The organism is Akkermansia muciniphila, from assembly GCF_030848305.1.
GTDB lineage: Bacteria > Verrucomicrobiota > Verrucomicrobiia > Verrucomicrobiales > Akkermansiaceae > Akkermansia > Akkermansia muciniphila_A.
Genome location: NZ_CP114598.1, coordinates 663,005 through 682,999 on the forward strand (window position 1 = coordinate 663,005; position 19,995 = coordinate 682,999).

Consider the following 19,995-nt stretch of genomic DNA (forward strand, 5'->3'; position numbering starts at 1 on the left):
CGGAAACATTACGGGCAATAGCACACCCTAGCTTATTCTCACCCCGTGTTTACAAAAATGCTTAAAAAAATCAAACGGGCCTTCGGCTTCGGATCCTGTGATCCCATGGAAGGCTCCACTATCATCATTAATGCCGAAAAGCTCGAACGCCGCGTGGCCCTTCTGGAAAACGGCGTATTGGAAGAATACACCATCGAGCGCGAAGGCGAAGACAACATCGTAGGCGGCATCTTTAAAGGCCGCGTCAAGAACATTGAGCCGGGCCTCAAAGCCATGTTCGTGGACATCGGCCAGGAAAAAAACGCCTTTCTGCACTTCTGGGACGCGCTTCCCGCCGCGCTGGACTCCAGCCTGGAAGAAATCGAACGCGAAGGCCGGCCGAAAAAACAGCAGCGCAAAATCACGTCCAAAGACATCCCGGACATCTACCCCATCGGCTCCGAAATCATGGTGCAGGTCACCAAGGGGCCTATCGGCACCAAGGGCCCCCGTGTCACAACGAACGTCTCCCTGGCGGGCCGCTACCTGGTCCTGATGCCGTTCACGGACCAGTTCGGCATCTCCCGTAAAATTGAAGATCCCAAAGAACGCCTGCGCCTGCGCCAGATCATGCAGAAACTGAATGTTCCGGACGGAATGGGCATCATCATGCGCACGGTGGCCCAGGGCCAGCGCTACCGCCACTTTGTCCGCGACCTCGCCATGCTGCTGGAACAATGGTACAGCGTAGAAGAAAAGAAGGAGGCCAACCCGGCTCCCGTCTGCGTGTACAAGGAACCGGACCTGATTGAACGCACGGCACGGGATTTCCTCACAGACACCGTGGACAACATCATCTGCGACAACGCGGAAACCACGGAGCACATGCGCGCCATTGCCGGAAAAATCTCCCGTCGCGCCAAGCGCCACATTCAGCACTTCCCCGTGCGCACGCCCATCTTTGAAGAACTGGGAATTGAAAAACAAATCAATGAGGCGTTCCAGCGCCAGGTGCTTCTGCCCTGCGGAGGCTACCTGGTGATTGACGAAACGGAGGCTCTGATCGCCATTGACGTCAACACCGGACGCAACAAGGGCACCAAGGATCTGGACAAGACCATTCTGGATACCAATCTGGAAGCCGCCTATGAAATCGCGCGCCAGCTCCGTCTGCGCAACATCGGAGGTCTGGTGGTGGTGGACTTTATCGACATGCGCCACAGGAAGGACCAGCAGGCCGTTTACAAGGCCATGAAGGACCGCCTGAAACGGGACAAGGCAAAAACCCAGGTACTGCAGATCACTCCCATCGGCCTGATGGAAATGACGCGCCAGCGGCTCAACGAGAGTCTCCGGGAATCCGTTCATGATCCGTGCCCGTACTGCGGAGGCAGGGGACGCGTCAAATCCGTGATGACCATGAGCGTGGAAATCCAGCGGCAAATTTACGCCTGCATCCAGAAATACCGGGACACCATCGGAGACATGGTCATCGTCGTCAACTCGGAAGTGCTCTCCCGCTTCAAGAATGAAGACGCCAGCCTGCTCATGGAACTGGAACGCCAGCACAGCGGAAGGCTGATCTTCCGGGGCGACCACAACCAGCACCGCGAATCCTTCGCCATTTACGACGCCCGGTACGACAACAAGCCCCTCTACCAGTCCGGGCAATAGCCTGAAAATCAAATCCGGCTTTCCGGGCCGGGCGATACTCTCGCCCGGCCTTTTTTACGCCGCCATGAACAACATCCCCACTTCTCCGAACGACCCCGTCAACACGGACATCCTGCTGGTGGCGGAAGACCGCATCAAAGGATTCCGCCGCCGGCCCTTTCATGCTATTTCCGAACAATGCGGCCACCCTGTTCCCGTGGTTATCCAGCGGCTGAAAGCCATGATGGAAGCCGGAGTAGTGCGCCGCGTGCGCCAGACGCTGCTGGCGACCAAGCTGGCCCAGGGAGCCCTGGTGGCCTGGTCTCTGCCGGAGAAAAAACTGGATGCCGCTTTTGACTGGATGAAGGAGCAGGACCCTTTTACGGGCCATGTGGTGCTCCGCAATACGGATGCGGCCAATCCCGGCGCCAACTACAGGCTCTGGACTACGGTCAAGGTGCCCGTGGGATGCAGCACTCCGGAAGAACACTGCGGCATCCTGAAACGCCATATCGGAGCGAACGGCTATGTTCTGCTGCCGGCGCGCGGCGTCTTTGCGCTGGGAGTGGGACACATGCGCCGCAGGGGACTCAGGCCCGGAGAAAAAACCCCGGAGCCGGCCCCCATGCAGGAAACGAAAACCGTTTCTCTCTCCGAACTGGAATGGAAGGTGCTCCTCTCCGTCAAGGAACAGCTCAGGCCTGAGGAAATGGTGGAAGATCCCTGGTCCCTCCGTGCCGCCCGGGAAGGACTGGGAACGGAAGAATACTGCCGTACGGCGGAAGAACTGGACCGGAAGCAGGTCATCGGCCGTTTCGCCACTTTTCTGGAACATGTAAGAGCCAAAACGAACGACGGCCCCGTCACCAAATACAACGGACTGTTCCATTGGACGGTTCCCACCGGTATGGAAATCCGGGCTGGAGCGGAATGCGGGCGCCACATCTGCATGACACATTGTTACTGGAGAACAGGCGGAGATGTTTTTGGAGGGGCGCAAATCATGGGTGTGGTACACGGATTGGAAAAAAACGCCGTTCTGGAACACAAGGCGGCGATTGACCGCCATCTGGAGGCCTCCGGCATTCCCATCCTCCACACGGCCGTTTTCTGGGGCGAACGTTCGGAAATCAAGCCTTCCGAGATTTCTCCGGAGCTGTACAGGAAATGGATGGAAGAAGTAAAAAAAGCTCCCGTTCTGCAGTAACGCCCCTCTTCCCGCCCATCTCCGGCGGCTCTCCCCTGTCCGAACGGCCTCCCGCAGAGGCTGTCATGAAGGCACAGCATTTTTCATTCCACAACTGCTGATGCCGGCGCCGCTCTTCTCCCTCCGTCCTGCTGCCTCGCCCGGTTCCCTGTTCCCGGCGCATAGCGGCCTAATACCGTTTTTCCGAATCTTCCGGAGCCTTTGACATGTCCTCCGCCACTTGGAAAACAGAATTGAAAGAGTTCGTTTCAGGCCTTCAAAGATGCGCGCTCCAACTTGACGAGTTGTTCATGATCTCCCTGATCACGGGGCGATTTCCCTACCGGATGCACCGGATGAAGTTTCGTCCGCAGAAACAGGAGGAATACAAAATAAGGGCCGTCCCTCCTTATGGGGAGGACGGCCCTTGTTAAAGAAAGACCGGCTGGCGAATAAACCTGCCGCATCAATTCATCACTGCTTCTTCTGCGGCTCCGAGGGCGCCTGGTCAGGAGCCTTGGCGGGAGCAACAGCGGCAGGATGCTTGTAGGAAACCGCAAAACCGTCGTACTTGGCCGGCAGTTTCCTGTCCGGGAACATCAGTTCATGCAGACGGTACAGGGCGGCCGCTTCCCTGACAGGAGCGGGACGGGACTTCATCCGCGAATCCGAAATGACGGCGTCGGCATTATTCTTTCTGGATTCCGCGACAGCTGCGACGGCGGGATTTTCAAAGAACTTGGCGACATCCGGCATGCGCAGATAGGTATCCAGGGAGCGGACCACACAGGCGGACGCCAGTTCCTCATCGGAGCCATGCAACAAAACTAGGGCTTCCGCAAAATAATCCAGCGCCTTGTTCCAATCCTGGGCCACCATGGAGGCCGCACCCAGGGCATATTTCATCCGCGCCTGCTGGAGGCGGGTGGCATTCTTCTTGGTCGCCAGGAAAGAACCGGCACGGCTTTTCACGCCGTTCCAGTCCTTATCCGGGATCAGGGCCATGATTTTCGCCACCTCCAGGTCATTCTGGGCGGCAGGAGACAGATTGGATCCTCTGACGGGGAACTTGGCCGCCAATCCCTTGACTCCAGCCCAGTCCATCATGCGCATGGCGCACTCCAGCTCATAGACGGCCGCCCGGGCGGACAGGCTGTCTTTGATGGAAAGCGTTGAGGCATACTTGTTCACCAGAGCGTGGAACTTATTGCGGGCTTCCTGGTTCTTCCGGTTTTCCATAGCCACCTTGGCATCCACAAAATCGTCCGTTTCAAAGATATACAGCGTCTTGAAAGCGCTGGCCATCTGTTGAAGGACTTCCTGGGATTCTCTGCTCTCCACAAACTGGATTGCGGGTCCATTGGAGGAAAGGATGTAAATATCCGTCGGACGGCCATTCTTGATGGTCGGCGCGGCAACTCTGGCGCGCAGGCGCTGGGGATTCTGGGCGTTCTGGGCCATGGACGGGACCAGGGCGGACAAACCGGCCAATACCATTATTACTGAAAGTGCTTTCATATGATTGATTACTAAACCTCTTGTTATTATTTCTGGCCCTTGGCGGCGCGTATGGCTGCTTCATAGGCGGCGATGTCCGCCCGTTCCTGGCTGACGGCAGGATCGGAACCGAACTTGGCCGTCTTATCCTTCACCTCATTGACCAGGGCGCTGTCCTCCGCCGTCATCTTCTTGCGGTTGGTGGGAGTATCCAGCAACTGAACATACTGGTTGCCGGCCTTCCAGGCAACGTACCTGTCGGAAGGCTGCTTGCCCGCGCCCTGGGAAATCGTATTCCTCTTCCACAGCGTATCCATCTGCGCCAGCACGGCGGGGGCGGACCACTTCACGAGCCCCTTGTACGAACCCGTGATGTTCATGAAGTTGATCAGGGCCTTGTCCAGCTCATTCTGCTTCAGGTAGGCTTCACCCTGCAGATAGAGGACTTCCGGCAGATTCTTCTTGTAGGTCTTGTTTTCGCGGTATTTGTCGGCGGCGGCGATGACGGCCGGCCAATCCTGGCGAGCGGAGGTGAATTTGACCAGATTGTACTGAGCGTCTTCCATGGCCTTGCGGTCCGGATTGGAGCTGGATTCTTCCTTACTCAGTTCATCCTTCATCATCTTGATGGCGGTGTCCACCTTGGCCTTATCCTTGCTGCGCCCCAGAGCTACGGCTTTCCCGAAGACCGCATTTTTGCGGTACTTGGACATGCCGTTGATGCGGGCCTTTTTACGCACCGGATCAGGTTCCGACGGATCCAGGATTTCATCAAAGTAGGCGATGCTTTCTTCCGGCTGGGAAGCGCCGGCCAGGTGCGTGCCCAGCTTCACAAGCGTATACGGAGGCAGGTCGGAAGGCTTGAAGTCGCGCTTCAGCTCCACGAAGAGCTGCTTGACCAGACCTTCCAGGGCGGCCTTCTCGGCACGCTGTTCGTCCGTTTCCACAGGAGCCTTTTCATACCGTTCCTGAGTCTGGGCAATGACGGCCATACGAAGCATGGCGCTCAGCGTCTTGTCTTTATCATTGTCCACACCGGGGAACCGGTAGAAGTGGTTGCGCATGGCATTGGCATCCAGATTACGGCCCAGAGCCTGATTGCCGGCCATATATGTCTTGGTATAGGAATTGACGGCTTCCTCCAGGAGGACAGTCATCTTGGGATCGTCCTTCTTGCCTTCCCTCACGATAATTTCCTGCATTTTGACGGATGCCGGGTCAAACATCTCCTTGTCATCCTTGAAGAAGTCCATGGCGGCGGCGCCCAGCTGGAGGCTGTAGCGGCTGCCGGGCTGATCGCTGTCTTTCCAGTACTCGTCATACCATTTTTTGACCTCGTCCCGGCGCGCCGTCCTGGCCGTTTCCACGGCTTCCTTCGGTTCTACCGGAAGAGGCTTCTTGGTGGCATTGATAAACAGGTTGTACACGGCTTCCGCAGCGGGACGCTTGTCGCCCAGTTTTTTGGCGGACTCCAGAGCAGCCAGGAAATATCCTTCCGCTTCCTGCTCATGTTCCTTGCTGCCGGCATACAGATTAGCCAGCAGATTGTTGGCATACGGGAACAGGCGGTGGTCCTTGAAATTGTCCACAATTTCCTTCGCATCCTTCGCAGCAAGCTCTTCATCTCCGGGGTTCTTGCGGTTCAGGTAGTTGAAGGCCCGGTCATACAGCACGGCGGCCATATTGGCATCATCCTTGTCCGGGAAACGGGCAATGTAATTGGTAAAGGCCCGGATAGCTTCATCCGTATTGCCCAGGTTCGTGTAAGTTTCGCCAAGAAGGTACATGGCCGTTTTCAGATAGGTGCTGTCACGGTATTCCTTCACGAAGCGTTCCAGCACCGGAACCGCTTCCTTGTAACGGGAAGCGTCGGAAGCCCCCAGGTTGAACAGGGAAGCTCCTTTGCAGTACAGAGCCAGTTCATAGAACTTATGGGTGGGATCATTCTTGTGCAGCTCCATGACCTTGTCCGCCTGCTGGACGCAGAGGTCGAATTTCTTTTCCTTCAGGAGTCCCTCCAGAGACAGCGTATTAAGCATGGGAGCATATTTGGAATTGGGGAATTCCTTCAGGTGCTGCGCCACAAGCTCGCCTCCCTTATCCGCTTCTCCCAGCTGCCAGGTGGTCATCGCCAGGTAATACAGGTTATCCTCCCTGCCCGGAGCGTCCGGGTAGGATTCATTGATAAGCTGGTAGGCAGCGCGGGCAACCCTTTGAGAACCATGCACTAGAGCCTGGTTGCCCATGAAGCTGAACGTGAAAGCGTCCATGACCTTTCCATCCTCCTTCATCTTGTTGAACTGGTCGATCAGGGCAGTCACCTTCGCTCTGTCCAGCGTATGGGAGAAATCCGTCACGCCCGGCACGGCGCCGTTGGCGCGGCCCAGACGGTCCAGGGAATAATTGGCATCCGCCATGACTCCGGCCTGATCGGGAAGAAGGCCCATCAGCACCATCGCCAGGGAAGCATAATCTTCAGACTCTTTCTGCTTTCCTTCCTGAAGCAGGGCGCGGGATTTTTCCAGCACCTCCGCAACGTAGCTCACCAGCCGCGGAGCGTACAACGCCACACGCGTGGGGCTGATATTCATCACGGAAGGGTAGTTTTCCACAAATTTCACCGTTTCGCTGCATTTGCCGGTCTTGATGGCGGCATCCACCATCGCCAGGAAGCCGTTGGTGATAACGGCATCCGTAATACGGCGGCCCTTGTAGCGGGACGTGACGCAGGAGCCAAGGTTTTCCAGACCTTTTTCAAAAGCAGGCGGGGACATCTTGAAATAGCATTGGGCCAGAAGCCCCTGCACTTCACCGGCATTGACGTTTCTGGCGACAGGGTCGCTGCGGTATTCTTTCAAGAATTTCTCCAGCAGCTCCGCGCCCTTGGCAAAATCGCCCAGACGGCAGTAATTTTCCCCTTCCCGGAACAGGGCCATTTTCACGAGCTGGTTTTTAGCGCTCGGAAACTTGGTGTAACAAGTCTTGAACGCTTCCACCGCTTCCTTGTAATTCTTCAACTGGGCCAAGCAAACGCCCTTCTGATAATAGAACCAGCCGAAGCCGTCATCCAGCCCCAGCATTTTGATACGGGGTTCATAAACGCGGATGCAGCGCTCCACGGCCTCCAGGGCTTCCTGCCACTTCCCTTCCTTCATGGCCGTCAGGGCCGTGCGCTGGTAATCGCGCGGGCCATGCTGGGCGCCGGATGGAAGTGCCGCCCCGATACTCAGCACGGAGACCAGGCCTGCAGCCAGTGCAGTAGTATAGTTTGATTTGATCATGTGTTTAAAATTCGTTGAAACAGAAGAGATAATAAAACAGGCACAGTATCTGTGCAAATACACGGAATGCACCTATCTGTAATGGATTGCGTCATTTTAACAGGATGTGTCAAACTCTAAAGAAGAAAGTTTTACCTTTTTAGTCATCCTTGCAAGAAAGTTCTTTCAGCCTCCGTCTGTTTGAAGCTGGGGCAGGTGGGCGCCGGACATCCGGGAAAATACTGCTTTTCCCGGCATAAAAAGGCTTTTTCAATATCCCGCCGCACCACTCTACGGCCAAAGGAACTCTACGCTCCCTCCTTCACCATTTCCCGGCAGGACACGGCTCACGGCTTCATCAGCCCCGAATCCCGTCCATCAAGACATCAGAGGCACATGCAATATGGCGAAAACAGCGTCCGCCGGACCGGATGCCATTTTTCCGGCATCCACAGCCATGCCGGCCTTCTCCCCCAACAACAGCCCCTGCCCAATTTTCTTTTTCCAATAGGAAATCCCAGCCGCGAACTGAAAGGAAATATCATGAAAAACGGAGCGGAATAAACGCCTTCGCCTTCTCTGATGAAAAAACAGCCATTCCTCCCCACGGGGAGATACGGGAAAAATATACTTCCTCCCCCCGTATTCCCCAATAACAAATGATCACTTCCGGGAATCACCAATAAGGACCTTCCGGTCACTGCACAAATAAGATCAAGAGTTCAAGCCGCTTTCTCCTTTATCTGCTTCACCCGCCTTCCAATATCACTCTTTCAATCCCTCCCGTGAATGAACAGGTTTCCTGAAGCCGGCATCTCCAACGTTCTCCCGAATGCGCATCTTCAGACCGCCTGCCCCCTCCCGAACGCGCACGGAATACAATACTGGAAAAAGACAGCAACATTTTCTTGAAGCTCCGTCCCCGGTCAAAATTCACGGCTATCCGCCGCCTGCGGTTCCCCCGAAGGGAAAAACGGATTCCGCGCCGGGCCATGAAGGAGTATGGCTCCAGCCAAAACTGCATCTCCCAACCAGAACATTTATCGTACAATAAAAGGGGCATGCCCTACTCCGAACTTTTCCACGGAGCTTTGCTGCCGTATGCAAGCCTCTGTTTCCCCCGGCAATAACAAAAAGCTTCCGCTCCCCAAAGGGAACGGAAGCTAAGAGACAATGAAAAAAATAAAGGTAATTTACTTTCAGTCGTCCTTAAGATCAGTCAGAGCCACCGTTGTAATTCCGGCTTCCGTCAACGCGTTCATGACGTCAATAACACGCTGGTGGGGGACATCCCCTTCCACCCACAACTGCACTACCGGCTTGGTGCCTACGGCGCTGGCTTCCTGTTTTTTAGCTTCCAGCTGCTGCACGAGCGTCGCCAGGTTATGGTTGTTCATGTCATTGTCGATCATCAGGCTGTTGTCCTTGCCCCAGTAAATAGTGCCGTCCTTGATGATGCGGATCAGCGCCGGCTCAATCTGGGAGGCGTTTTCGCCCATGGATTGACCCGGCATGGACATATCCAGCTTGCGTTCCTGAATCAGGGAAGTCGCCACAATGAAGTAAATCAACAGAAGGAAACACACGTCGATGAGGGAGGAAATATCCAGCTTGGGATCTTCATCCTCAACCGTCTCCAGTTTTTTGTGTCTTGCCATAGCGCGTAAAGTTATTCAGCCTTGTTTGCAGTAGAGGAATTCTTGGCAGGCAGAACGGCAAAAATCACTTTGATTACACCGCATTCCGCAGCCACACGGATTACCTCCCGGGACCCTTTGAAGAGAGCCTGCTGGTCACCGCGCAGATAAAGGCGCGTTTCAAAATCCTGCTTGTCCTTGAAGCGTTCCGCAAGGTTCTTGATATATTCCTTGAGTTCGTCAGTGGAGTTGAGCGGGGTGCCTACGTCGGAGGACCAGAGAACACTGGGATCTACGCCGGGCGGCCGCTTGCCCGCGCCTTCCCCATAAACATTCACCACAATGCAGCCGTTGGCGGATTTCACTTCACCGGAGCTGCTGGCCGTGGGCATCTGAATGTTCTTATCTTTTTTAACGGTAATGGCCGTAGCGTTCACCACGAAGAAAATCAACAGGAGGAAAACCATGTCGATCATGGGGGACATATCCATTTCCCCATTTACTTCTTCAGGCGCTACATTAGCTTTCTTCTTACCCATAAGCTACATTTGGTTGAGATTCTCCGGTCCGGCTCCGCACACGCGGAAGCTTCCGGACCGGACCGTCTGTTTCGGCAATCAGGCCAAACCTTCAGGAATACGGGCAAGCTGGGCTTCAGCGTTCACCACATTGATGGAGGTATTCACCATTTCCTGCACGGTGCCCACGCATTCAGCAATATGGGCATTGGCTATACCCTTCTGGAAGAAGAAGAACGGAGTGGCGATAATGGCGTTGATCAAGCCCCAGAAGGTCGTCAGAAGGGCCACAGAAATATCACCGGCCAACTGGGTGGGGTCCGCCTGGCCTGCGGTAGCCAGCGTACCGAACGCGCCCACCATCCCCTGCACCGTTCCGAACAGACCGAGCATGGGGGAAATCTGCGCGCAAAGGGCCAGCATGTTAATCCACTTGAACACGGCACGGCTTTCGTTGGCCGTAAAGTCGGCTACGGCGTCTTCAATAGCATCCTTGCCAAGGTCTTCCGGACGGGTGGCATCCACGTTCGGCAGAGCGTAGGCAACCAGACGGCCCAGATAGGTGGGGCTGCCGGCAGCCACTTCAATGGCGGACCGGATGCGGCATTCGGCCATCAGCTGCAACAGGGTGACCTTGAGGTCTTCCGGGCAGAATTTTTCCTTTTTCAGGGCTACCATGTTGTAGATCACCAGGAAGATGATGAAAGCTTCCACCAGCATAATCGGAATCATGGTCCAACCACCGGCAATGATCCATTTGTCAAGCATGGTCTGTTCCTGCGGAGCAACAGTTTCAGCGGCTTCCTGAGCGAAAGCGGATGTAGAAAACGCAGCCATCAGAACGGAAGCAAATGCAACGAAACGGAAGCCCAGTCTAAAAAGGTTCTTCATAATTTAAGTTATATGGTTGTTCAACAAGATACTGACGTATTAAAGCATGCCCATTCAGACTTGCAAGCATTCATTTTAGACCTTGTAAAAAATTCAGCCGCCTGCGGAACCGCATTCCCGGGCCAGCCGGCTGCAGATGGGGCAGCGCCCCCCGCATCCCCGCGCAGGACAATATTCACGGCCGTACAGGACAATACGCAGATGAAGATCTCCCCATGAATTTTCAGGGAAAAGGCTTTTCAAATCACGTTCCACGGCTTCCACCGTTTTTCCCTTGCTCAGCCCCCACAGACGCGAAAGACGGAAAATGTGGGTATCCACCGGAAAGGCGGGAACGCCGAAAGCCTGAACCATGACGACGGAAGCCGTTTTATGCCCCACCCCCGGAAGAGATTCCAGAGCAGCAAAGTCGCAAGGAACCTTCCCGTTGTATTTTTCCACCAGGATGCGGCTGAGGTTCACGATGGCGGATGCCTTCCTTTCCGAGAGACCGCAGGGCCTCACAATTTCCCGAACCGCGGCCACATCCTGCCGTGCCATTTCCTCCGGGGTGGAGGCCAGGGCGAACAGAGCAGGAGTCACCAGATTTACTCTCTTGTCCGTACACTGGGCGGACAAGAGAACCGCCACCAGCAGCGTATAAGCGTCGCGATGCACCAGGGGAATAGGAGGGGCCCCGTACAGGGACATGAGTTCTTCCCGGACAATGGAAGCCCGTTTTTTCGTATTCATGCCGCCAGATTACCACTCCGCCCGCACGGCGGAAAATAAAAAAGCGCCGCCATGCAGTGATGGCGGCGCCGGGATGAAAAGCACAGGTCAGTCAGCCTTGGCATAAAACCCCTTGGAAACGCGGTGCCGCAGGGCCGCATACATGGCGCGGCAGTGCCTGTAGCCGCGGCGGCTGCCGAGCACCTCCAGGCTGTTGGCGGGATCTCCCCAGCGGACAATCGTCAGTTCCACATAGCGGCGGCCCCACTCCTTCATCAGCTTCTTGTTGGGCTGATAAATATCAATGGTGCCGGTGCCGACCAGGGCGCTTCCGTAATCATCAACAACGTAAAGGTAGGGCTGGCCCTTGATGCGGAACGTCGTCCCCAGGGGATAAACGGACCAGTCTGCAGCGGCGCTGCGGACGGAAGACGTGTATTTCAGCGTCGTCCCAACGGCATTCCGGGGGCCGTAAGCCAAATGGTCGCGTTCGGAATGGGTATAAGCCGTGGTGCGCACTACACGGGTGCGCTGAGCGGGATGATAAAACGGCATCTTGTGCTTGTCGCGCCCCAACTTGGGAAGTTTGGAAGAAGGCGCTGCCGAGCGACTGGGGGCCAGGGGCTGGACGAATCCCTGGGCAGTTTCACCTACACGGGCTAAAACAAGAGCGTCACTACTGGATTTCCCCATGCCGGTTACGGCTCCGTTTGTCGAGCAGCTGCTGACAAACATGGCCGCGACGGCACAAGACAGGGTGGCAATTATTCTTAAATTCATGCGGTACGAGGTTAGGCGCCATACACATGGCAATCACTCCGGCAAAACCTTCAGGCCATGTGCGGAAGCCGGAAAATCGGCAACGGCGGCTCTTGGGTACGAAATAATCCCTGCCTTGGCAATCCTTTTTTCCCCTCAGCCCTTACCAAACAAGGAAGATCTATTATTATAAATTACTAAAAATAAACAATATATAAAACATGCCGCATTTTTGTCATATCATGACAAATAATATACTTCCCGAAACACTTTTTTCTATCACACCACGACACACTTTTTTATTTTTACCATATTCCATTTATAATAAAAATATTACACACACAAAGAGCACACAATCACTCAAAAATATTTCCTGAAAAAGCTCAAGGGCGGATATCCCGCAAAGGCGTCATGGGCAAGAAAAACACGTCTCCCGTTGAACGAATTTCCCTTTGCCGTTCAAGGTCCCACGCGAATTTCTGCCCGTTCCCTTGCCATCTCCGCATTTTCACAGCCTTCCCATGCAGCAGAAGGAAGGAGTCAAGAAGAGACTGGAAGGAAGATTCCCCTGTAAGGGAAAGCCGGAAAGTCCGGATGTTATCAGTAACGTTCCCGCCGCAAAAACGCGCCACGGGAAAAGACGCTCCAGCCCGGTTGAAAAAAGCCCCCTCCCTGGCCGCTGTCTTCCAAATTCCGGGTAACACTCATACCGGAAAAAGGAAGTTCAGCCAGAGAAAGGGCTTCCTGTCCGTTTTCACGGCGCTGCCACGGGAAGGAAGCGCCTATGACCTTCATTTCTTTTCCCTTCCGGGCAGCCTTCCATAAAAGGTTCCGGCGTTTCACCCGGCAGACGGGCACATACCGAATGGGCTGTTGCATCCGTCCGGAAATAGATTACACTCCGGTACGAACATGCCCGCCGGCCTTCCTCAACACCTCACGCTGGATTATTTGCGCGCCCTGCTATCCCGGGGCGTGGAGAAAACCACCGTCACGGAAGAAGCCAGAATGGTTCTGAGAAAATGGGTCATGGACGCGCGCCGGATATCCGGAAGCCCCCTCCGCTCTTCCGTTTCCGCCCATCCTGCCGCAAGTGAAACACGGCCGCAACAGCCCTCCCCGGATCAGCCGCCTTCAGACTCCGTGGATGAAGCATCCTTCGGCAATGAACTCCGGGATATCCTCAACGGAGTACAGCCGCACAGAACGGAGGAGGAAGTTCCGGTACCCCGCCATATCTCTTTTGATCTGGAAGGTGAAACGGAGGAAGAAAAACTGTCCTCCCTGCGGGAACTGGTCGTTAACTGGCCGCCGCTCCGGAACATGGATTCCCTGAGGGAAACGCCCGTCTTTTCCTCCGGCAACCCCAGGGCGGATATCATGATGGTAACGGACGCTCCCGGACTGTATGAAGAAAAACAGGGTTTTCCCCTGGCCGGCCCTTCCGGGCAGAAACTGGACGCCATGTTGAAAGCCATGGGGATTTCCCGCTCCGATATTTACCTGACCCATCTGGTCAAATACCGCCCAGCCCTCCCCCGGCAGCTTACCAACAACCGTCCTCCTACAGACCGGGAGATAGAAATTTCCCTGCCCATTTTACGGGAGGAAATCATGCTGGTGCGCCCGAAAGTAGTGGTAGCCCTGGGGGCCATCGCAGCCCGCGGCATCCTCCAGTCAGGAGAAACGCCTCTTTCCGCCCTGAGAGGCGCCTTCCACACAGCTTTCAACACGCCCGTGCGCGTTACTTATAATCCCAGTTATCTTCTCCGTACGGAAGATATTTCAGAAAAGCGAAAGGTTTGGGAGGATATGCTGTGTGTCATGGAACAGGCCGGTCTGCCCATCTCTGAAAAACAACGTTCCTACTTCCTGCCCAAAAAGTAATATATGGATTATCTAAACAGCATTCTGGAGCGCAAACGCGCCGATTTGAAAAAACTTCTTCCTCTGGAAGGGAAATTACGGGCCTCCGCCATCCAGCGGAACGACTATGCGGGATTCCGCACCGCGGTGGATCTTGGGGAAACCCGCCTCTCCGTAGTTCCGGAAATATCCAGGGTGCATCCCGCCCTCAGCCTCCGGAAAGGAGTACAGGATATCCGGCACATGTACGACATGTTCCTCCAGGGCGGAGCGCAGGGCATTTCCATCGCTGTGGAACCGGAAGTATACGGCGGTTCATGGGACATGGTGTCCACTGTTTCCAGAATCAGCTCCATTCCCGTCATGGCGCGCGACGTGTTCATTCATCCCGCCATGATCTGCCAGGCTATCGTCTCGGGAGCGGATGCCGTCAACCTGGTCGCGGCCGCCCTGCCGGCAAAGGATTTGTCGGAGATGTACCGCATGGCTTCCGGGCTGGGCCTGGACGTGATGATGGAGGTTCACACCCTGAAGGAGCTGGAAACCGTCATGGATCTGGAAGCGGAATTCATCTGCATCAATAATGCAGATCCTCACACGCTCCAGGCCAATCCTGTAGTCACGGAAAAACTCATTGAAGAAATACCCGCCTCCGTTACTGTCCTGTCCGCAGGGGGCATCCGCACCGTGGAAGACGCGCGCCGCATGCTGGATGCGGGAGCCAACGGCGTTCTTTTCCAAGACGAACTTGCCCGCATGGATATTCCCCAGGATTTCATGGAGGCCATTCTGGCTCTCCGGGCGGACTGATTTTCCGCCTTTACTATATTATAATAGAAAAAACCTCTGCATCCGCACGCATGGGGAAATGCGGGATTGAAGAAATTGTCCCGTCACTGTAAATCCTTCGCCCCGAACGCCCCGCGGATATGCCTGAATTCCGGGGGTTTCCCTTCCCTGTACAGGACTTCCACAACATCGTAGCGGAAAGTCACCGGTTCCGGAAGCAGGCGAAGCCATTCCGCCGCGCCCCGACGTATCAGCGCCCTTTTGCGGGCGTTCACGGCGCGGCGAGCGCCACCATAACCATTTCCCGTACGGGTTTTCACCTCCACAAAAACAAGGCACTCCCCTTCCCGGCACACCATGTCCAGTTCTCCGCCTCTGACGGGGCGCCAATTTCTTCTCAGGACAACGCACCCTTCCGCACGCAGGAAGGAGGCCGCAGCCAGTTCCCCGTACATTCCCAGCCATGCCGTATCCCGCTCACCCCTGCTCAGGAAAGGACAGTTCCATTTGTGAAACCGGCGCAAACGAGCGGCGATGGAGCGGACAGGGCCCATGCCTCCGCAGAGCTTCCATATGGGCTTTCGTGCCATATCCTTTGTGTTTTGCAAAACCGTACTGCGGGTAGGAAGCGTCCGCTTCCGTCATCATGCGGTCCCTCGTTACCTTGGCCAAAACGCTGGCGGCGGCTATGGAAAGGCTCCTGCCGTCTCCCTTCACAATGGCGCGGTGCGGAACAGGAAGCCCCTTGACCGGCAATCCATCCACCAGGCAGAAATCCGCGCGCAGGGCCAGGCCTTCCACCGCGCGCGCCATCGCCAGATGAGTGGCTCTCAAAATGTTGAACCGGTCTATTTCTTCCACGGAAGCCACTCCTACGGAACAAACCGCCTGTTCGCACTCCAGAAGAGCCAGGAACAGGCGTTCCCTTTTTGCCGCAGTCAATTGCTTGGAATCGTTCAGACCGGCCAGCTCCTCCGCCAGAACAGGAAGAATAACGGCTCCGGCTACTACGGGGCCGGCCAACGGCCCGCGCCCGGCTTCATCCACTCCGGCCACGCAAAGAAAACCGGAAGCCCGGGCCTCCATTTCAAAACTCATATCCGGATGCGTTTTTTCCTTCATGGCGCTATTCCTCCTCCTGTTCCTCCGGAAGGCGGGTCAGCAGAATCTGCGTGATTCTTCTGCCGTCAGATCCCGTCACCACAGCCCGGTAGCGGCCAATCCTCAATTCCTCCCCTTCTTCCGGAATATAACCCATCCGGCTGATTACGTAACCGCCCAGCGTGGTCACGCCCGGACAATCCAAATCCATTTCAGGCAGGTAATCGGCCAGGTCAAACAGGGTAATAGCCCCATTGACGGCATATGTATCCTTGCCGGTTTTCACAAACTCCCGCATTTCCTCCTGGTCAAATTCGTCCTGAATGTCATCCCCTACAATCTGTTCCAGCACATCATCCAGGAATACCAGGCCGATAGAATCGCCGAATTCATCCACTACCAGGGCAAAGTGGGCATGTTCTTTCAGAAAGAACGTGAGAAGGCTGTCCAGGGGCATCGTATCCGGCACCACGCGCAATTCACGCCGCACGCTCATCAGATCCGGATTTTCCCGTCCCACCAGTTTGAGCAGGTCCTTGACGTGCACCCAGCCCTTCACTTCATCCAGGTGGTCTCCTTCCACCAGTGGGAACCGGGTGTGGCGGGATTTCCGGGCAAGCTCCCAGTTTTCCTCAAAGGGAGCCGTCAAGTCCATCACATCCACTTCAGAGCGCGGGGTCATGACGTCCTTGACGCACATGTCGTTCAGTTCAAGGGCATTCTTGGAAATTTCCGCCTCCTGCTTCGTCAGCTCTCGGGAACGTTCGCTTTCTTCCACCAGATACATCAGTTCATCCGTGCTGTGCACCGGGCACGCCGTAGAACGGGGATCAATGCCCAGCAGGTATTTCAGCACAAACCGGGTCATTCCGTTCGTCAGCCCTAGAATACCCGTATACCTGAACACCGTATAAAAGAAATACAGCAGGGGAACCGTCGCCAGGGCGGCCTTGTCCGGATGGCGCATCGCCATGGCCTTGGGGATAAATTCCCCAAATACCATCTGGCAGCAGGCAAAGAAAATAAATGTCACGGCCAAAGCAGTTCCGTAAACGGAAACCATGCCTCCCAGTCCCACGGAAACCAGAAAGGGAGCAGTCAATTCCGATACAAAAAACGTCCCCAGGAATCCCAGCGCCAGGGAAGAAAGAGTAATGCCCGCCTGACAGGCGGCCAAATAAAGATCGGGATGCTTGGCCGCCTTCCGTGCCCGGGCCAGTTTTTTCCGGGTTCGGGCCGGAACGCCTTCTCCGGCGTGCAGCTGGCTTTCGCGAACTTTCATCAAGGCGAACTCGCTCGCCGCAAAAAACGCATTCAACAGTAAAAAAAGGACAAAGCCGGCAACTGCCAGCATCATCCCATCCAGCGCCGGGCCTGAACCGGGCGCTTCAGCGGCCCCGAAGGCCGCAAGAATACTCAGAGGATCCGGATCATTCATTCTGATTCAAATAACATATTCGGAGAAGAAGGCAGAGATATTGCCCGGCACTTGTCATCACAGTTTTTCATAAACGCCCTTATCCCGGCGCTCCAGCACGGTGAATCCGGCAGCCTTGGCGTCTGAAACGGAAAGAGGCTTGGTTACCTCCGGCACATTAATGCGGCTGATGACCTTACGCACGGGATGCTTGCACACCAGGCATTTTTCAAGCGGCGCACGGTCCACGGGACGCCTCAACTCAAAACCGCGGCGGCACACCGGACAGGACAGGCCGGGGTCGTCAGGGTTCTCGGAAATATACTCGTATATAGGCATAGCAAAACGCTAGGCTAAATAAAAATCAGCCTAGCGTCAAAATCTTTATAAGGCTGCAACCTTTCCCTGTCCTTACCAGCTGGACTTGGTCACACCGGGGATCATGCCGGCGTTGGCCAGTTCACGGAAGGAAATACGGGAAAGCTTGAAACGGCGGATAAATGCGCGGCGGCGGCCGGAAACAAGGCAACGGTTGACCGTACGGGTCGGGCTTGCATTGCGGGGCAGCATGGTTAAACCGATATAATCCTTCTCAGCCTTCAATTGCGCACGCAGTTCTGCATAGCGCTTGACGGTTTCAGCCTTTTTCTTGTCTCTTGCGATCCAGCTCTTCTTAGCCATAAGTTCGGCGGAATAAGTAGAGGGACGGGGATGAAAAATCAAGCGCTTTTTTTCGATTTTATCAAATTCAGGCCGTTTTCAATGTCATCCGGCCTTTCCTCCAGCCTTCACGCATGGGATTGAATACCTGTTTCTTTTACAAATATACCGCGTGAGAAGGCATCCGCAACGTTCACAACAGGATGGAAGAAGCCTGTTTATTTAACTCTTCCTAACCATTATCTCCAACACCCCATGGAAACATATCTGGAAGGAGTCCGCGCAAAACAGCCGACTCTCTGGGCACGAAGGATGTTTTTCGATTTTTTAGAAATATCCCAACAAATAAGATGATCATGATAAAGATCCGCACCTCGGAGACGCTGCTTGCGCAGGCATGGGCGAGCGTATCATCCCGGCATTAGAAGGCTTATGGACAAACCATTTGCCGGATATGACAGATGGAACCCGGAAGAGGCCAAGACATGCAGAGCTCTGCATGGAACGCTATTTTTCAATGGGTTCCGTCAGCAATTCCCAGTAAATCTCGGAAAACTGTGGAAGAAAAGAGCGTTGCTTTTCCAGGAAAGGCCGGTTCATCTCCGCCAGGAACCGTTTCATCAAAGCAGTCTCCGGAGGCTCCTGGGAAAAGCCTGCGGCGAAACATGATTTTGTCCTTTTCTCCGGGGGGGGAATGGGGCATCATGCCGCCGCACACTAATCATTGACGTACATGAAAATCGTAGTTGCATACTCTGGCGGCCTTGACACCTCCGTTCTTCTGAAGTGGCTCAAGGAAAAATATAATGCCGAAATCATCGCCTACTGCGCAGACGTAGGCCAGGCGGAAGAACTGGACGGTCTGGAGGCCAAAGCTCTGGCGACGGGCGCCTCCAAGTGCTTCATCGGCGACCTCAAGGAAGACTTCGCCACCAACTACATCTTCCCGATGATGCAGGCCAATGCCCTTTACGAAGGCCGCTACCTGCTGGGAACCTCCATCGCCCGCCCCTGCATTTCCAAGGATATGGTGGATCTGGCCATCCGGGAAGGCGCGGACGCCATCGCCCACGGCGCCACCGGCAAGGGGAACGACCAGGTCCGCTTTGAACTGGCCGTCAATGCCCTGGCCCCGAACATCAAGGTCATCGCCCCGTGGCGCGATCCCGAATTCCGCCAGCAGTTCCCGGGCCGCACGGAAATGATCGCCTACGCGGAATCCCACGGCATCCCGATCCGGCAGTCTCTGAAAAAGCCTTATTCCATGGACCGCAACCTGCTTCACATTTCCTTTGAAGCCGGGATGCTGGAAGATACCTGGTATGACGGCACCACCCCTGCCGACCGTGAAATGTACAAGCTTTCCGTTTCCCCGGAAGACGCTCCGGATCAGGCCGAATACATCCAGCTCCTGTATGAAAAGGGCAATGTCATCGGCATCCAGTATGATGGCCTTGACGCCCTGCTGAAAGAACTGGGCGTCACCCCGAAGGGAGAACGCGACGGGTACACCCTCCTCAGCCCCCTGGGCGTCATGTACGTGCTGAACGCCCTGGGCGGCAAGCATGGCATCGGCCGCGTGGATATCGTGGAAAACCGCTTTGTGGGCATGAAGAGCCGCGGCATTTATGAAACTCCCGGCGGCACTATCCTGCTGGCGGCCCACCGCGATATTGAAACAATTACAATTGACCGGGAAGTGCAGAAAGTGCGCGACTCCCTCATCCCGGAATACGCCACGCTGGTTTACAACGGCTTCTGGTTTGCGCCGGAACGCGAGGCCATCCAGGCCCTCGTGACCAAATCCCAGAAAACCGTCAACGGGGAAGTACGCCTGAAACTCTACAAAGGCAACGTCATGTACGCCGGACGCCGTTCCCCGCAGTCCCTGTATTCCGAAGAAATCGCCACGATGGAAGGCGGCCACGAGGAACTGTACAACCAGAACGACGCGGAAGGCTTCATCCACCTCAACGGATTGCGCCTGAAGCAGTTCAGCCGCGTCAACAAACCCTACGGCAATTAAGCGCCCGTAACGGAGCCGCTCTTTATCAAACCGTCCGGAAAAGGT

The 19,995-nt window shown here is 55.4% G+C and carries 18 protein-coding genes; 5 read left to right on the top strand and 13 right to left on the bottom strand.

Translation table 11 applies throughout. From position 1 onward, the window contains the following. Nucleotides 1-45 precede the first annotated feature (45 nt). Both O4G22_RS02950 and O4G22_RS02955 read left to right on the top strand, forming a co-directional pair. A complete protein-coding gene (locus O4G22_RS02950; protein ID WP_232051454.1) occupies nt 46-1,653 on the top strand; it encodes an Rne/Rng family ribonuclease in 1,608 nt (535 codons plus the stop codon). 64 nt (nt 1,654-1,717) lie between these two features. Then, nucleotides 1,718-2,839 carry an Lrp/AsnC family transcriptional regulator gene (locus O4G22_RS02955; RefSeq protein ID WP_306702122.1) on the top strand — a complete coding sequence of 374 codons (1,122 nt, stop codon included), beginning with the start codon at nt 1,718-1,720 and terminating at the stop codon, nt 2,837-2,839. Nucleotides 2,840-3,292: 453 nt separating this feature from the next. On the opposite strand, the gene O4G22_RS02960 is transcribed toward O4G22_RS02955, so the two are convergent. The 8 genes from O4G22_RS02960 to O4G22_RS02995 form a co-directional block, all read right to left on the bottom strand. Beyond that, complete coding sequence (locus tag O4G22_RS02960) at nt 3,293-4,336, bottom strand: hypothetical protein (RefSeq protein ID WP_143245680.1); 1,044 nt, start codon at nt 4,334-4,336, stop codon at nt 3,293-3,295. A 26-nt stretch (nt 4,337-4,362) separates the two neighbouring features. Then, nucleotides 4,363-7,596 (bottom strand): tetratricopeptide repeat protein, encoded by a 3,234-nt coding sequence (locus O4G22_RS02965; RefSeq protein WP_094136884.1) that lies wholly within the window; start codon nt 7,594-7,596, stop codon nt 4,363-4,365. Between the two features lie 1,178 nt (nt 7,597-8,774). Then, nucleotides 8,775-9,233, bottom strand: coding sequence for an ExbD/TolR family protein (locus O4G22_RS02970; RefSeq protein ID WP_094136881.1), 459 nt, complete (start codon nt 9,231-9,233; stop codon nt 8,775-8,777). A gap of 11 nt (nt 9,234-9,244) precedes the next feature. Beyond that, entirely contained in the window at nt 9,245-9,751 is a 507-nt protein-coding gene (locus O4G22_RS02975) for an ExbD/TolR family protein (protein WP_094136880.1), read from the bottom strand. 78 nt (nt 9,752-9,829) lie between these two features. After that, complete coding sequence (locus tag O4G22_RS02980; RefSeq protein ID WP_094136879.1) at nt 9,830-10,621, bottom strand: MotA/TolQ/ExbB proton channel family protein; 792 nt, start codon at nt 10,619-10,621, stop codon at nt 9,830-9,832. Nucleotides 10,622-10,714: 93 nt separating this feature from the next. Next, nucleotides 10,715-11,353, bottom strand: a complete 639-nt coding sequence (locus O4G22_RS02985) for an endonuclease III domain-containing protein (RefSeq protein WP_290488260.1) — start codon at nt 11,351-11,353, stop codon at nt 10,715-10,717. A gap of 87 nt (nt 11,354-11,440) precedes the next feature. After that, nucleotides 11,441-12,112, bottom strand: a complete 672-nt coding sequence (locus O4G22_RS02990) for a 3D domain-containing protein (RefSeq protein WP_256943580.1) — start codon at nt 12,110-12,112, stop codon at nt 11,441-11,443. A 579-nt stretch (nt 12,113-12,691) separates the two neighbouring features. Further along, nucleotides 12,692-12,970, bottom strand: coding sequence for a hypothetical protein (locus O4G22_RS02995; protein WP_306702123.1), 279 nt, complete (start codon nt 12,968-12,970; stop codon nt 12,692-12,694). A 33-nt stretch (nt 12,971-13,003) separates the two neighbouring features. On the opposite strand from O4G22_RS02995, the gene O4G22_RS03000 reads away from it, so the two are divergent. Continuing rightward, a complete protein-coding gene (locus tag O4G22_RS03000; RefSeq protein WP_306702124.1) occupies nt 13,004-13,978 on the top strand; it encodes a uracil-DNA glycosylase in 975 nt (324 codons plus the stop codon). 3 nt (nt 13,979-13,981) lie between these two features. Continuing rightward, a complete protein-coding gene (locus tag O4G22_RS03005; RefSeq protein ID WP_306702125.1) occupies nt 13,982-14,767 on the top strand; it encodes a hypothetical protein in 786 nt (261 codons plus the stop codon). A gap of 83 nt (nt 14,768-14,850) precedes the next feature. Here the strand turns inward: O4G22_RS03005 and O4G22_RS03010 are convergent, their stop codons facing one another. The 5 genes from O4G22_RS03010 to rpsN all read right to left on the bottom strand — a co-directional run bounded on the left by O4G22_RS03010 (nt 14,851) and on the right by rpsN (nt 17,945). Continuing rightward, entirely contained in the window at nt 14,851-15,201 is a 351-nt protein-coding gene (locus O4G22_RS03010) for a YraN family protein (protein ID WP_297673301.1), read from the bottom strand. A 22-nt stretch (nt 15,202-15,223) separates the two neighbouring features. Beyond that, on the bottom strand, nt 15,224-15,868 hold the full coding sequence (locus tag O4G22_RS03015) for a ribonuclease HII (protein ID WP_306702126.1): 645 nt from the start codon (nt 15,866-15,868) through the stop codon (nt 15,224-15,226). Nucleotides 15,869-15,872: 4 nt separating this feature from the next. Next, nucleotides 15,873-17,285 carry a hemolysin family protein gene (locus tag O4G22_RS03020; protein ID WP_295977388.1) on the bottom strand — a complete coding sequence of 471 codons (1,413 nt, stop codon included), beginning with the start codon at nt 17,283-17,285 and terminating at the stop codon, nt 15,873-15,875. Between the two features lie 57 nt (nt 17,286-17,342). Next, nucleotides 17,343-17,603 (bottom strand): FmdB family zinc ribbon protein, encoded by a 261-nt coding sequence (locus O4G22_RS03025; RefSeq protein ID WP_022198575.1) that lies wholly within the window; start codon nt 17,601-17,603, stop codon nt 17,343-17,345. Nucleotides 17,604-17,675: 72 nt separating this feature from the next. After that, nucleotides 17,676-17,945 (bottom strand): 30S ribosomal protein S14, encoded by a 270-nt coding sequence (rpsN, locus tag O4G22_RS03030; protein WP_012419610.1) that lies wholly within the window; start codon nt 17,943-17,945, stop codon nt 17,676-17,678. A 712-nt stretch (nt 17,946-18,657) separates the two neighbouring features. Here rpsN and O4G22_RS03035 point away from each other — a divergent pair. After that, nucleotides 18,658-19,950: an argininosuccinate synthase gene (locus O4G22_RS03035; protein ID WP_306702127.1), complete on the top strand. Its 1,293-nt coding sequence runs from the start codon at nt 18,658-18,660 to the stop codon at nt 19,948-19,950. Nucleotides 19,951-19,995 lie beyond the last annotated feature (45 nt).